We start from the raw sequence: 13,732 nt of genomic DNA, 5'->3' as shown, positions 1-13,732 counted from the left end.
CCGCCAGTGGCGTTTTCGATGGTGACGCTGACGGTCGAGCCGTTGTTGTAAACGTCGTTCGCAGGCGTCTGGAAATCAACGCTGCCCTGGGTCTTGCCGGCCTCAACGGTGATGGTCTGGCCATTGGACAGGGTCACGGTCACCGGAGTCTGGGCAGGGTTGCTCAGGGTTACGGTGTAAGTGATGACGCCGCCTTCAGTAACGCTTGGCGAAGCAGTCAGTGTCGCAGTCGTCGTATCGATGGTATCGGTCACTTGGGTAACCGCCGGCGTTTGCGGCAATGTCACCGTCAAACCGCCGCCACCGGTTGCACCGGTGACAGTTGCCGAGATCTGCCCACCGTCGATATACGGTGTATCGTTCGCCGGGACCACGACATTGACACTACCGCTGGTCTGCCCGGCCGGAATGACGATCACGGCGCCATTGGACAGGGTAATGACCAGGTTGGTAGTCGGTGCCTGTCCAACCGTGGCGGTATAAACAATTACGCCACCCGCTTCGCTGATGGAAGGAGTGGCGCCAAGGATCAGGTCGGTAGCAACGTTGGTGTCCGTCGTCGGCGTGGTCACCAGGTTGTTGTTGGTGTCACCCAGCAGGCCGACTTCTTCACTGTCCAGCGTGGCTGCAAAGCCCAGCCCTTCAGTGGGGAATCCAACGGTGGGGTCGACCCGGCCCGCCGTTTCTTCGAGCATCACGAAGCTGTGACCACCACCCAGCGCGCCACCACCGCCTGCGGCCGACGGACCGGCTGCGGTAGCTTCAAGCTCGGTAGTCGGGTCGACACCCGCAGCGATCGCCTGCTGCAGTTCTTCCACCGACGGCGCGGCCTGTGCGGTCGCCTGGCTCAGGTCGGTGCTGCTGTCAGGCGTATCGGCGCTCCACTGGCTGTCACGGCCCAAGTCAAGCAGACGGCCATCGGCCAGCTCCAGAGTCACTGCCCCGCCCGGGCCAGTGAGCACTTCCTCACCTGCCAACAGGCGGTCCCCCTCGATGAGCACACGACGAATGCCCTCTGGGGATACCGCAATAACCTGGCCGACAATGCTTTTGACGATGGCTACAACGCTGCTCATTGGACTCTCCGTGTGACCCGATGGGTACTTCCCTGCCAGAGCGGCACTGCAAGCCACTTCAGGCGGAACTTATGTCGATGATCTCTTGACGCTTTCTTGCGTCAACATTCCGTCTATAACTTTTTGAAACCGTAATACTGCCAAAGTATTGACCTTATACAGGCCATCCTAAACAATCGGCAATGTAATGTCACATTGATATTTGTACCTTAGCCAACCGTTTGCCGAGGACCAATGTCGTACATCATCAAAAATGCGCTGGCTGTTAAGTTCAGTAGCCTTTTCCACATACGGGCAGACGCCATTACACACTTTAGAAGCACCGTCCATCGGCCACCGTCAAGGTCGTTGGCGTCAACATTCTGGTCACTTTCGTTGCCCCAGGCACGTGCGCGTTTACAAGCACAAACCTTGCCTGAAGTCGCCCGGAAAAAGGTTTGAAACCCAGGCAGAATCAGGGCCGCACTCATGCCCTTGCCAACCAAGCCTGCTACTGATCGCGGCCACCAACAACGATTTACCGCAGATCAAACAGATAGCGAACCCGCACGCGAATACTGGCATGAGAATGATGGCAAACCATCGGTGATTACAGAACCACGGTTCAACGAGCAAACACACTTCGCGCGATGAATTTTAATGATCTGCCCGCTTTTAAACGTCAACAAATTAGCGCCTGTTTACTGACAAGCCCGCGAGCCGATCACTCACCCAAACGGCGTTGTCTGGGTGGCAGGCTATGCTGCACATGAAACGGACCCCCAACAGGATCAGAAATGAAACAGTCACTGCATGGCAGCGCCTATGCAGTAGCAATATCGACGTAGAATTGTTTACTCAGTATCGATTCAAGGCGACCATTGGCCAGCTTTTTTGCAGCACCATTGAACGTCAGGGTGAGCCGATAGACCTGAATGGCGGCACACCCACCCCACCCACCACAAGGATGAAGAGAGCGCCGCGTGGAATCTGAAGTCAGTCGAGTCCAACTCAGCCACGATCCACGCAGTCAGCATGACGATCCCTTGCTGGATAGTCTGCTGAGCCTGTGTGTCTTGCACCAGAAACCCGCCAGCCGGGTCATGCTGACCACGGGCCTGCCGCTGCCCGCCCAGCGTCTGAGCCCCGAGCTGCTGCCCCGCGCCGCCGCCCGGGCGGGTCTGCAAGGGCGGCTGCTGCAACGCAAGCTGGAGCAGATCCCGAGCATCGCCATGCCGGCCATGTTGCTGCTCAAGGAAGGCCGCAGCGCCGTCCTGCTGGGCTGGGAAAATGAAGATACCGCACGCCTGCTGCTCAGCGAGAGCGACGGTGGTGAGGTGCATGTCAGCCGCGAAGCCCTGCAAAGCGACTACAGCGGCCGGGTGTTCTTTGCCCAACCGCAACACAAGTTCGACGTCAACCACGGCAACCTGATCCCACGGGCGAAGTCGTGGTTCCGCGACACACTGCTGCGCAGCAAGTGGCTTTATATCGATGCCATCGCCGCCAGCCTGGTGATCAACCTGATTGCCTTGGCCGCGCCGTTGTTCGTGATGAACGTGTATGACCGCGTGGTACCTAACCAGGCTACGTCGACACTTTGGGTGCTGGCCGTCGGCATCGCCGGCGCCTACATTTTCGACCTGATCCTCAAAGGCCTACGCGGCCTGTGCCTGGACCTTGCCGGCAAGAAAACCGACCTGATCATTTCAGCAACGCTGTTCGAACGCATCGTCGGCATGTCGATGAAGTACCGGCCGGCACGGGTGGGCAGCTTTGCCCAGAACATTCACGAGTTCCAGGGCCTGCGCGACTTCCTCGCGTCGCTGACGCTTACCAGCCTGATCGACCTGCCTTTCACCATTCTGATCCTGGTCGTCATCGCCATCATTGGCGGGCACCTTGTATGGATCCCGGTCATCGCCTTCCCACTGGCCCTGGGCATCGGCTACGCCCTGCAGCGGCCGCTGATGGCGACCATGGAACGGACCATGGCCCTGGCCTCGGAGCGCCAGTCCAGCCTGATCGAGACCCTGGCCGGCCTGGATGCGGTGAAGGTCAACAACGCCGAGAGCGAACGCCAGTACATGTGGGAGCAGACCCTCGGTACGCTCAGCCGCCTGGAGCTGAGGGTGAAGGTGCTGTCTAGCCTGGCGATGAACATCACCCTGCTGATCCAGCAACTGGCAGGCGTGGCGATGATCTGCGTCGGCGTGTACCTGATCATCGATGGCAACCTGAGCATGGGTGGCCTGGTGGCCTGCTACATGCTCAGCGGCCGCGCGCTCGGCCCACTGGGCCAGCTGAACGGGCTGCTCGCCCGCTACCAGCAGGCCAAGGTGACCATGGTTTCCACCGACCATATGATGGAGCTGCCGCAAGAGCGCAACTTCGAAGAGCGCCCGCTGAGCCGCAAGGTGCTGCAGGGTAGCGTCGAGTTCCGCGGGGTCGATTTTACCTATCCCAACCAGCAGAACCTGGCCCTGAAGAACATCAACCTGACCATCCGCCCCGGTGAGAAGGTCGGCATCATTGGCCGCAGCGGCTCGGGCAAGAGCTCGCTGGCCAAGCTCATCGTTGGCCTGTACGAGGCCAATGGCGGCTCACTGCTGGTCGATGGTGTGGACATTCGCCAGATCGACGTCAGCGAACTGCGCCACAACATCGGCTATGTACCGCAGGACATCCAGCTGCTGGCTGGCACGCTGCGCGACAACCTGGTCAGCGGTGCCCGCTACATCGAGGACGAACTGATCCTGCAAGCTGCCGAGCTGGCAGGCGTGCATGAATTCGCCCGCCTGCACCCGGACGGCTACGAGCTGCAAGTGGGGGAGCGCGGGCAGAACCTGTCCGGCGGCCAGCGGCAGAACGTTGCCCTGGGGCGTGCGCTGCTGCTCAACCCGCAGCTCCTGCTACTGGATGAGCCGACCAGCGCCATGGACAACACGGGCGAAGAACGCCTGAAACAGCGCCTGCAAGCCGTGGTGGAGGGCAAGACGGTGCTGTTGGTCACGCACCGTGCCTCGCTGCTGTCGCTGGTGGACCGACTGATCGTGATCGATCGCGGACAGATAGTCGCCGACGGCCCGAAAGCCGCGGTCATGGATGCGCTGAAGAAGGGGCAGATCAGTGTTGCATAAGCTGGATATGGGGCAATTCAAGGATGGCCTGAGGCGCTATTTCAAGGGCTCCGACTCACTGGGCGGCCAGCCGCTGCCAGAGGTGAACAAAGCCCTGATCGAGGATGCGCCAAGGGTGGTACGGCTGACCATCTGGGGCGTGATCCTGTTCTTCGTGTTCATGATCGTATGGGCCAGCGTTGCGCCCATCGATGAGGTCACGCGGGGCGAAGGCAAGGCTATCCCGTCTTCCAAGGTGCAGAAGATCCAGAACCTGGAAGGCGGCATCGTCGCCGAGATCTTCGCCAAGGAAGGGCAGATCGTAGAAGTGGGCCAGCCGCTGCTGCGCCTGGACGAAACCCGTTTCGCGTCCAACGTCGGTGAAACCGAGGCAGATCGCCTGGCCATGGCCCTGCGGGTCGAACGACTGAGTGCGGAAGTTCAGGACAGCCCGCTCAAGATCGACGAAGCACTGCGCAAAGCCGCACCCAGCCAGGCAGCCAGTGAAGAGTCGCTATACCAGAGCCGGCGCCAGCAACTGCAGGACGAAATTGGCGGCCTGCAGCAGCAACTGGTCCAGCGCCAGCAGGAACTGCGTGAATACAGCTCCAAACGCGCCCAGTACGCCAACAGCCTTGAGCTGCTGCGCAAGGAAATCGGCATGTCCGAACCGCTGGTGGCAACCGGTGCGATTTCCCAGGTAGAAGTGCTGCGCCTGCGCCGTGCCGAAGTTGAAAACCGCGGCCAGCTTGACTCCACCGCACTGGCCATCCCGCGTGCCGAGGCCGCCATCCGCGAGGTACAGAGCAAGATCGAAGAGACCCGTGGCAAGTTCCGCAGCGAAGCATTGACCCAGCTGAACGAGGCACGCACCGAGCTGAACAAGGCGACCGCCACCAGTAAGGCACTGGACGACCGGGTACACCGTACCATGGTCACTTCACCGGTGCGCGGTATCGTCAAGCAGCTGCTGGTGAACACCATTGGCGGGGTAATCCAGCCAGGCAGCGACATCGTCGAGATCGTGCCACTGGACGACACGCTGGTCATCGAAGCGAAAATCCTGCCCAAGGACATCGCCTTCCTGCACCCAGGCCAGGAAGCGACGGTGAAGTTCACGGCCTATGACTACACCATCTACGGCGGGCTCAAGGCCAAGCTGGAACAGATCGGTGCAGACACCATCACCGATGAAGACAAGAAGACCACGTATTACCTGATCAAGCTGCGCACCGATCGCAGCCACCTGGGGACTGACGAGAAACCGCTGCTGATCATTCCGGGGATGGTGGCCACGGTGGATATCATGACCGGCAAGAAGACCATCATGAGCTACCTGCTCAAGCCGATCATGAAGGCGCGTTCGGAAGCGCTGCGCGAGCGGTGATAGCAAGTCTGCGCGGCTCTTTGTAGGAGCGGCCTTGTGCCGCTCCTACAGGGGATCGGGTTCAGTTAACGCCAGGGCGCAGGTTCGCCAACCAGCTGCCCCTGAATCCCGCCTACACCCATATCCTTCAACACCCGCCGCTCCCCTTCCGTCTCGACCCGCTCGGCAATCAAAGGCAGGTCGATGCTGTGTGCCGCGCGCTGGATCGCTTCGATAAACAGACGCTTGTGCTGCTCTTGGTCGATGTTGCGGATATAGCTGCCATCGATTTTCAGGTACGCCAGGCCCAGGTGCGCCAGGTTGCCGATCATGCTGAAGCGGCCACCGAAACGCTGCAGCGCCAGACCAAAGCCAAGCGCGTGCAGGCGCCGGGTCAGGTGTTCCAGGGCCGCCTGCTCAGGCAACTGCTCCTCACCAATTTCAAACACCAGCCGAGGCCCCATGGCCGTATTCTGGCCCAGCAGCTCGAAGACGCGCTGCAGGGCCTTGGGGTCGGCCAGCGTGGCGGCAGACAGGTTCAGCGCCAGCACCTGGTCATGCCCACGCAAGTGCGCCAGCACTTTCTCCAGCACCAGCACATCCAGCCGTGGCATCCAGCCAAAGCGTTCCAGCCAGGGCAGGAAGCGGCCCGCGGGCAACGCCTCGCCCTGACCATCCTTCAAGCGCGAAATCACTTTGTGGTGCAACACCCCTTGTGCCGTGCCGGAGTCCACCACGGGCTGGAAGAACAGTTCGAAATGCCCGTTGATAAAGGCTTGGTCAAGCCGCTCATGCCAGTCGTGCTGGCTGTCCGCCGCAACAGCAGCCACGCCTTGTTCAAGGCACACCCAGCCTGGCGTCGGCTGGTTTTCGGCACGGGCCAGGGCTTCGTCGGCAAGCTTGAGCAACGCCTGTGGTGCATCACCGGGGCTGAACGGCGCAAGGCCGATGCAGGCAACCGGGTCGATATCACTGGCGCCGGTCTCGTGCAGGCTCTGCAGCGTCGCTTCCAGCGCCTGGGCAAGGTGTACCGCTTCCTCATGCACCATGCCCGGCGCCAGCACGGCAAACTCGCCGCCACGGCTGCGGGAAATCAGGTCGTTGGTTTCCGGGAAACTGGCACAGGTACGGCGCAACTGCTCACCCACAGCTTGCAGCAACTGGTCGGTGCGCTGGCCACCCAGGCGGGCGTTCAAACCCGCCAGGCCTTGAACGCGCAGCAACAGCAGGTAACCCGCGCGCGCTTCTTCCAGGTTGCTCACCCGGGTGTTCAACTGCATCTCGAAATAGCGGCGGTTGGACAGGCCAGTCAAACTGTCCTGGTACGACTCGGCACGCAGCCGCTCGCTGCGCTCGGCCTGCTCGGTGAACAGAGCCTTGAGCTTCTCGACCATCTGGTTCATTGCCTGCACCACGCGGCGCAACTCCGGTGTACGCGGCAACTCGGGCAGGCTTAGGAATTCGCGACGGGCAATGGCGTGGGATTGCTCGACCATGTAGTCCAGCGGCCGCAACTGGCGGCGCAGCAGCAAGGCACCGAGCACGGCACTGGCCGCACCGCACAGCAGCAGCCAGCCCAGGCTGCCCAGAGCGCTTTGCCAGAGCTTGGCAATGGCGAACATCGGGTGGCTGATTACTTCCACGCGCGCGGCCTGCTGCCAGCCACGGCTGACGATGGCGTCCCCGCCGGCAGCCTCCAGGCCGATAAGGTTCACGAACCAGCGGGGTACACCGCCAGGGTCCGGCTCGGCGTGACGCTCCACCAGCACGGCATTGGAACCCAGGTCGACGACCTTGATGCTGGAGTAGTAACCACTGTCGAAGATCGAACTGACCATCAGCTCGACCATCGCCGGGTCGTCGATATTAGGCGTCAGTGACAGCGCCAATGCGGTCGCGGCATCCTGGGCATGCGAGCGCAGCTGGTTGACGTACTGGCTGCGCGAGCTTTCCAGGCTGACCATGAAACTGCCACTGAAGGCGACCACCAGGAACAGGCAAATGGCCAACAGCAATTGTTTGAACAGTGACATCTGTGCTCCTTCAGTAAACAGGCTCGGCCGGGAACCCTTCGGCCTGCATTTTTTTCAGCAAATCCTGCCAGCGTGACAGCCGCTTGGTATCGCCGACCTTCTTGTTGCCCGCGGCGCCCGTCAGCCACAACCCCTCGCCATTGAAGGCGTATACCGGCAACAGGTCGGTACGCTGGCTGGCCGGCTTGATGGCGTCCATCAGGCTATCGAGCACCAAAGGCTGGGCCTGTGGGCTTGAATAATAGGTCAGCACCATATGTGCCCGGTTCTGTCGCAACGCCTTTACGTAGGTGATGCGCAGTTTTTCGCTGGGGATGCCCATGCGCCGCAGGCTGAAATATTTGGCGATGGCGTAGTCTTCGCAGTCCCCGGCGCCCTTGATCAAGGCCTGCACCGGTGTGGCCCAGTAATCGACCTCATGCCAGAGGTCGATGTCTTCGACATAGCGCAATTGCTGGTTGAAGAAGCGGTTGACCACTTGCAGCCGCTCAAGCTCAGCCCCCTGCTTCTGGGTAGCCATCAGGTTCTGCCAGGCATCGATGCGCCCCTTCCCGGCCCCCAAGGGGCCATACAGGGCCTGCGACTTGCGGCTGATCTGGGAAAAATCCCAATCCGCGTGCAAGCCGCCCAGCAGCAGACTGCCCAGCAGCGCGGCAAAGCCGACACGTCGCATAACGGTTTTGAGCACCCAGGATATCGCCACTGCGAAGCCCTGTTCAGATCAGTCGAAAGCAGCGATGGTGGGGCTTGCCACAGTAAAAGACAATGGCACGCTGCAATCATGCACCCGCTTGTCAGCCCGCCTACACTTTCTGTTTATAACCTTCTATAGGCCGCTTCCTTTGGCAGGCGACTTCATCCACCATAGCCGCGCTTTTGGGGCGCCCGTTCCATCACGGGTACAGGTTTGACAATCCCCATGGGCTGTAACTAGTGTCATTGGATCCAACTTTAGTCATCGTTGAGGCAGACGTCGCGTGGCCGAGAAAATCAAATTGAGCAATGTGCTGGCCAGCGAGCAGCTGTTGCCGCACCAGGCCCGTGGCGTGATCGAAGAACGCCTGCGTACCGCCATTCTCGATGGCCGCTTGCCACCAGGTACTGCCGTGCGCCAGCAAGAACTCGCCACCTTGTTCGGCGTCAGCCGCATGCCCGTGCGCGAGGCCCTGCGCCAGCTGGAAGCACAATCGCTGCTGAAAGTGGAAATGCACAAAGGTGCGGTGGTTGCGCCGTTGATCGGCGAGGATGCGGTGGACACCTATGCCCTTCGTGTACTGCTTGAGAGCGAGGCGCTGCGCCAGTCCATCCCGCTGCTGGATGCCAGCGACATCGCCAGCGCCCGTGGGTATATCCAACTGCTGGAAAACGAAACCCGCCATGCCGAAATTGGCCGCCTGAACCGCCTGTTCCACATGTCGCTGTACAGCAAGGCGCCAAATAAAAAACTGCTGCGCCTGATCGAGAACGAACTGAACGAAGAAGAACGCTTCCTGCGTTTTCATCTTTCCTCCATGGGCTTGGGCAAACTCACCCAGGATGATCACAACGCACTGGTGGATGCGGCCAGTGACAAGCTGGTCGATGAGGCGGTAACAGTGCTGGAACAGCACCTCAATAGTGGCGCGCGGGTAATCCGTAATTACCTGGATACACAGTTGGGGCGTTAATCTGTCGCCGGCTTGAGGGGGCGACGCGAGCTGATGGGTTGCAAATTGATCCTGCCCCGCCAACAATGAGACTAATTATCATTCATGTCCATTGATGCCGGCGCCCTCCTCCATGCCCAGCAACGACTGCGTGCAAACGCTCTATAGTGACCACCACGGTTGGTTGCACAACTGGTTGCGCGGCAAGCTCGGCAACGCCGCCGATGCCGCAGACCTTGCCCATGACACCTTCGTACGCCTGCTGCAGCGCCGTGAGCAGTTGCAGCTGAATGCTCCCCGGGCCTTCTTGCGCACAGTCGCGCGTGGACTGGTAATCGATCACTGGCGCCGCGAGGAGCTGCACAGGGCCTACCTGGAGGCGCTGGCCCATGTACCGGAAGCGCAGGCTCCCTCTGCAGAAACCCGCGCGCTGCTGCTGGAGTTGCTCGAGCGCATTGCACGCATGCTCGACGGCCTCAAACCCAAGGTACGACGCGCATTCCTGCTGGCCCAATGCGAGGGGCTGAAGCACCAGGCCATCGCCGAACAGATGGGAATCTCCGTCCGCACGGTAGAACGCTACATTGCCGATGCGCTCTACCACTGCTACGTGCTGCGCTACGAAGACGAGTGCTGAAGCGATGGCCGCCGCACGCCCTGATGCAAAAGTGGTCAAGCAGGCCATCCAGTGGATGCTACGGCTTCGTGAAAGCGGGCATGACCCGGCTCTACAATTGGAATGCGCACAATGGCGCAATGCTCGGCTCGAACACGAGCGAGCCTGGCAACGGCTTACACATCTGCATCAAGACCTCGACTTGCGTGCCATACCCGGTGCCGGGCTGGCGTTGCAAACCCTGGAAACCAGCCAGCAACGCCTGCACAGGCGGCAGGCGCTGAAGCTACTCGGCGGCGTTGTCATGGCGGGGTCGGCAACATGGCTGGCCAAAGACATCGATGCCGTCAGTGCATGGGCCTCGGACTATGCCACCGGCACGGGCGAACGACGCGCGTTCACGCTGCCCGATGGCTCATTGATGCAACTCAATACCCACAGTGCAGTGGACCTGGCCTTCAGTGACCAACAGCGTCTGGTCCGCCTGAAGCACGGGGAGATGATGATCACCTGCGGCCCTCGGCATTCCTTGCTGGTACAAACACGTGACGCGCTGCTGGAAGGATTCGAAGGGCGCTTTGTGGCCTACCAGGACAGCGACTGTACGCGCGTAAGCGTCAGCCACGGCAAAGTCGCGATTCATCGACCTGGCAATGGCCAGCTGCTGTGGATCGAAAGCGGACAGAACTGGCGCCTGGATGCTCAAGGCGCGCACCGGCTCGCACACATGGACATGGATGCGATGGCATGGGCCGAAGGGCTGATCGTGACCCAGGACATGCGCTTGGCCGACTTCCTCGCGCAGGTCCGCCGTTATCGTCATGGTTATCTGGGCTGTAGCGACGAGGTTGCCGATCTGCGCTTGTCGGGGGTGTTCCGTCTCGAAGACCCGGAGCAACTGCTGCAGTTGCTGCCGCAAACGCTGCCCGTGAAGCTTCGTCAACGTACACGCTGGTGGGTACGTGTAGAGCGCTTGGCCTGATAAGGCCTTATCGATTTCTGGCGGGTTTTGAATCCCGGTCCGGCTAGGACAGTAAGCGACCCCTTCTGCCCTCAACCCTCCAACGGACCCTTCATGTCTATCAACCCGTTGTTAATGCACACGTTCCAACCAAGCGATCTTCGACCTGCCCTGCAATCGGTACGCTTACGCCAAGCCATCCGGGCTGCCCTGTTTGGAACCGCCTTGGGCCTGGCATCCGCTTCGCAGCTTTCCGTAGCAGCTGAAACGGCCCAAATGAGTCATCACTACGCAATCCCGTCCGGCCAGCTCGCTGAGGTGCTCAATCAGTTCGCTCGCCAGGCCGGCATTACCCTGTCGAGTACGCCTCAGCTTACCGATGGCCTGCAGTCCAACGGCCTACAGGGGCAGTACGCTAACGATCAGGCCCTGCGCCAACTGCTCAATGGCAGCGGCCTGGAGGCCGTCAGCCAGGACGGACGTAGCTATGTGCTGCAGGCACAGCGCCAGAGCGCCGCACTGTCATTGCCCGACACTGATATCCGTAGCTTCACCCTCGGCAATGCACTGGGCAGCATGGAGGGCTACAACGCCACCCACAGCCAGGTGGCGACCAAGACCAGCATGCCGTTGGTCGAGACCTCCCAATCGGTGTCGGTGGTTACCCGCCAGCAGATGGACGATCAGGGCTCACAGACCGTTGCCCAGGCCATGCGCTACACGCCTGGAGTACTGACTAACCCTTACGGTGCGACCCACCGCTACGACTATGTGGCCATGCGCGGCTTCAACGACGGCTCTGTGGATAACATCTATGTCGACGGGCTCAAGTCCATGGGCGACAACGGCACCTACAGCACCATGCAGGTGGACCCGTACTTCCTTGAGCGCATCGACATTCTCAAGGGGCCGTCTTCGGTACTGTACGGGCGAAGCTCACCGGGTGGCCTGGTAGCCCTGACCACCAAGAAGCCACTGTTTACCCCCTACTATCAGGTTCAGGCCACGGTTGGTACCCAGGGCCAGCGCGGGACGGGTTTTGATTTCAGCGGCCCTGTGGACGATGACAAGCGTATCGCTTATCGACTGACAGGCCTGGCGGATGCTTCCGACACACAGTTCGACCACAGCAAGGAAGAACGCTACGCCATTGCACCGGCGATCAGCATCGACTTCACCGAAGACACGTCGCTCACACTGCAAGCGTATCTGCAGCATGACCCTAACGGTGGTTACCACGGCGGCAACCCTGCAGACGGCATGCTGCACAAGCGCAACGGCTTGCGCCTGTCGGATCACTTCTTCGAGGGTGAGCCGGGCATCGACAACTACGAGCGCACACAGCAGTCCTTCAGCTACCAGTTCGAGCATCGTTTCAACGATGTGTTCACCGCACGGCAGAACTTCCGCTACCAGGATTCCGACGTATCCATGGACCAGGTGTATTCGGCCGGTTGGGCGGACGCCGACAGCAATATGCTCAACCGTGCCTACACCGGCGGCGACGAGCGCCTGCATTCGTACATCATCGACAACATGCTGCAGGCGGAATTCTTCACGGGTGCTGCCAAACACACCCTGCTGTTGGGCACCGACTACCAGCGGCGCAAGGCTGACGTCACTTGGCGTTATGGCACGGTCGACCCGTTGGATGCCGGAAGCGCGCAGTATGGCAATGGCAAGCTTCAGGTACTGGGCGAGAACCGCTACCTGCGGCGTTTGCAGCAAACGGGCGTGTACCTGCAGGACTTGGTAGAGCTGGACCAGTGGCGCTTTTCTTTGGGGCTGCGCCAGGACTGGGTGAAGGTGTCTGAAGAGAATCGCGACAGCGATACCAAGGTCAGCGATCAGCGCTCCAAAATGACTACCCGGGCCGGGGTGCTCTATCTGTTCGAGAACGGCATTGCACCCTATGTCAGCTACTCGGAGTCGTTCAATCCCAATACCGTGTCCGACCAGGAAGGCCGTCCGCTGGCACCGACGGAGGGCACGCAATGGGAGGCTGGCATCAAGTACCAGCCGCCAGGCAGCGACAACTTGTTTACCGCATCGGTATTCCGTATCGAGCAAGAGAACCTGGCGTCCAAGCAGCCTGACGAAGACTTCTATCGCCCTGTAGGTAAAGTACGTTCCCAGGGGCTAGAGCTGGAGGCGCATGTGCAACTGACCGACAGCTTGAAGCTGTTGGGTGGCTATACCTTTACCGACATCGAGTACGCCAAGGCGATGCCGAGCCTGGTGTCGGGCAACCTGGACAACAAAGGCAATTCGCCAACCCAGGCGCCGAAGCAGATGTTCTCGCTGTGGGCCGACTACAACATCCACCAGGGGCCCCTGGATGGCCTGCGGTTGGGCGGTGGCGTGCGGTATGTGGGGTACAGCTGGGTGGATGCGGAAAACAGCATGAAGGTGCCTTCCTACACCTTGTTCGACGCCTCGATCGGCTATGACCTGGGCAAGGTGGGGCTCAAGGGTGTGGATGTGCGCCTTAACGCCAACAACCTTACCAACGAAAGCTACATCACTTCCTGTGCCAGCCTGAACTACTGCTACATGGGTGAAGAACGCAACGTCAGCGCCACGGTCAGCTATCAGTTCTAACGGTATTGGTACCCGGAAAAGACAAAGCCCCTGTCTGCAGTGCAGACAGGGGCTTTGGGTTTGAATCTTGACGATGACCTACTCTCACATGGGGAAACCCCACACTACCATCGGCGATGCATCGTTTCACTGCTGAGTTCGGGATGGGATCAGGTGGTTCCAATGCTCTATGGTCGTCAAGAAATTCTGTGTGCTGGCCCGTCACTCGGACGTGCCTGCGAATCTCTGTAGTTCCTACTTAAAGACAAAACCCCTACCTGCATGTGCAGATAGGGGTTTTGCGAAATGAATCTTGACGATGACCTACTCTCACATGGGGAAACCCCACACTACCA

9 protein-coding genes and 1 rRNA gene are annotated in these 13,732 nt (G+C 60.4%); 6 read left to right on the top strand and 4 right to left on the bottom strand.

What is annotated here, in order from left to right:
* A partial coding sequence (locus FHW75_RS26585; RefSeq protein WP_028614406.1) for a retention module-containing protein occupies nucleotides 1-1,076 on the bottom strand: 1,076 nt, incomplete at its 3' end.
* A gap of 962 nt (nucleotides 1,077-2,038) precedes the next feature.
* On the opposite strand from FHW75_RS26585, the gene FHW75_RS26580 reads away from it, so the two are divergent.
* Both FHW75_RS26580 and FHW75_RS26575 read left to right on the top strand, forming a co-directional pair.
* Complete coding sequence (locus FHW75_RS26580) at nucleotides 2,039-4,195, top strand: type I secretion system permease/ATPase (RefSeq protein ID WP_016714386.1); 2,157 nt, start codon at nucleotides 2,039-2,041, stop codon at nucleotides 4,193-4,195.
* Nucleotides 4,196-4,202: 7 nt separating this feature from the next.
* The gene (locus FHW75_RS26575; RefSeq protein ID WP_027609934.1) at nucleotides 4,203-5,561 is read left to right on the top strand and encodes an HlyD family type I secretion periplasmic adaptor subunit; all 1,359 of its coding nucleotides are present in this window, start codon (nucleotides 4,203-4,205) and stop codon (nucleotides 5,559-5,561) included.
* A gap of 65 nt (nucleotides 5,562-5,626) precedes the next feature.
* Here the strand turns inward: FHW75_RS26575 and lapD are convergent, their stop codons facing one another.
* Both lapD and lapG read right to left on the bottom strand, forming a co-directional pair.
* A complete protein-coding gene (gene lapD / locus FHW75_RS26570) occupies nucleotides 5,627-7,573 on the bottom strand; it encodes a cyclic di-GMP receptor LapD (RefSeq protein ID WP_025755046.1) in 1,947 nt (648 codons plus the stop codon).
* A gap of 10 nt (nucleotides 7,574-7,583) precedes the next feature.
* The gene (lapG, locus tag FHW75_RS26565) at nucleotides 7,584-8,246 is read right to left on the bottom strand and encodes a cysteine protease LapG (RefSeq protein ID WP_221212589.1); all 663 of its coding nucleotides are present in this window, start codon (nucleotides 8,244-8,246) and stop codon (nucleotides 7,584-7,586) included.
* Between the two features lie 304 nt (nucleotides 8,247-8,550).
* On the opposite strand from lapG, the gene FHW75_RS26560 reads away from it, so the two are divergent.
* From FHW75_RS26560 to FHW75_RS26545, 4 genes are all read left to right on the top strand, one after another.
* Complete coding sequence (locus tag FHW75_RS26560) at nucleotides 8,551-9,240, top strand: GntR family transcriptional regulator (protein WP_019096314.1); 690 nt, start codon at nucleotides 8,551-8,553, stop codon at nucleotides 9,238-9,240.
* 112 nt (nucleotides 9,241-9,352) lie between these two features.
* Nucleotides 9,353-9,856, top strand: a complete 504-nt coding sequence (locus FHW75_RS26555) for a sigma-70 family RNA polymerase sigma factor (RefSeq protein ID WP_019096315.1) — start codon at nucleotides 9,353-9,355, stop codon at nucleotides 9,854-9,856.
* Between the two features lie 4 nt (nucleotides 9,857-9,860).
* Nucleotides 9,861-10,817 (top strand): FecR domain-containing protein, encoded by a 957-nt coding sequence (locus tag FHW75_RS26550; RefSeq protein ID WP_025755047.1) that lies wholly within the window; start codon nucleotides 9,861-9,863, stop codon nucleotides 10,815-10,817.
* Between the two features lie 114 nt (nucleotides 10,818-10,931).
* Nucleotides 10,932-13,397, top strand: coding sequence for a TonB-dependent siderophore receptor (locus tag FHW75_RS26545; RefSeq protein WP_050587796.1), 2,466 nt, complete (start codon nucleotides 10,932-10,934; stop codon nucleotides 13,395-13,397).
* 65 nt (nucleotides 13,398-13,462) lie between these two features.
* On the opposite strand, the gene rrf is transcribed toward FHW75_RS26545, so the two are convergent.
* Nucleotides 13,463-13,578: ribosomal RNA gene (gene rrf, locus FHW75_RS26540) — 5S ribosomal RNA — on the bottom strand.
* Nucleotides 13,579-13,732 lie beyond the last annotated feature (154 nt).

Origin of the sequence: Pseudomonas sp. OG7, from assembly GCF_014192825.1 — a bacterium.
Taxonomy (GTDB): Bacteria; Pseudomonadota; Gammaproteobacteria; order Pseudomonadales; family Pseudomonadaceae; genus Aquipseudomonas; species Aquipseudomonas monteilii.
The sequence above is the reverse complement of the archived record's forward strand: the minus strand, read 5'-3'. Positions and strand labels throughout refer to the sequence as shown.

Bases quoted from the DNA above. Each gene is read 5' to 3' on its own strand.
- FHW75_RS26545 (WP_050587796.1), top strand. From the start codon at position 10,932: ATGCACACGTTCCAACCAAGCGATCTTCGACCTGCCCTGCAATCGGTA.
- FHW75_RS26555 (WP_019096315.1), top strand. From the start codon at position 9,353: ATGCCCAGCAACGACTGCGTGCAAACGCTCTATAGTGACCACCACGGT.
- FHW75_RS26575 (WP_027609934.1), top strand. From the start codon at position 4,203: ATGGGGCAATTCAAGGATGGCCTGAGGCGCTATTTCAAGGGCTCCGAC.
- lapD (WP_025755046.1), bottom strand. From the start codon at position 7,573: ATGTCACTGTTCAAACAATTGCTGTTGGCCATTTGCCTGTTCCTGGTG.
- lapG (WP_221212589.1), bottom strand. From the start codon at position 8,246: ATGCGACGTGTCGGCTTTGCCGCGCTGCTGGGCAGTCTGCTGCTGGGC.
- FHW75_RS26550 (WP_025755047.1), top strand. From the start codon at position 9,861: ATGGCCGCCGCACGCCCTGATGCAAAAGTGGTCAAGCAGGCCATCCAG.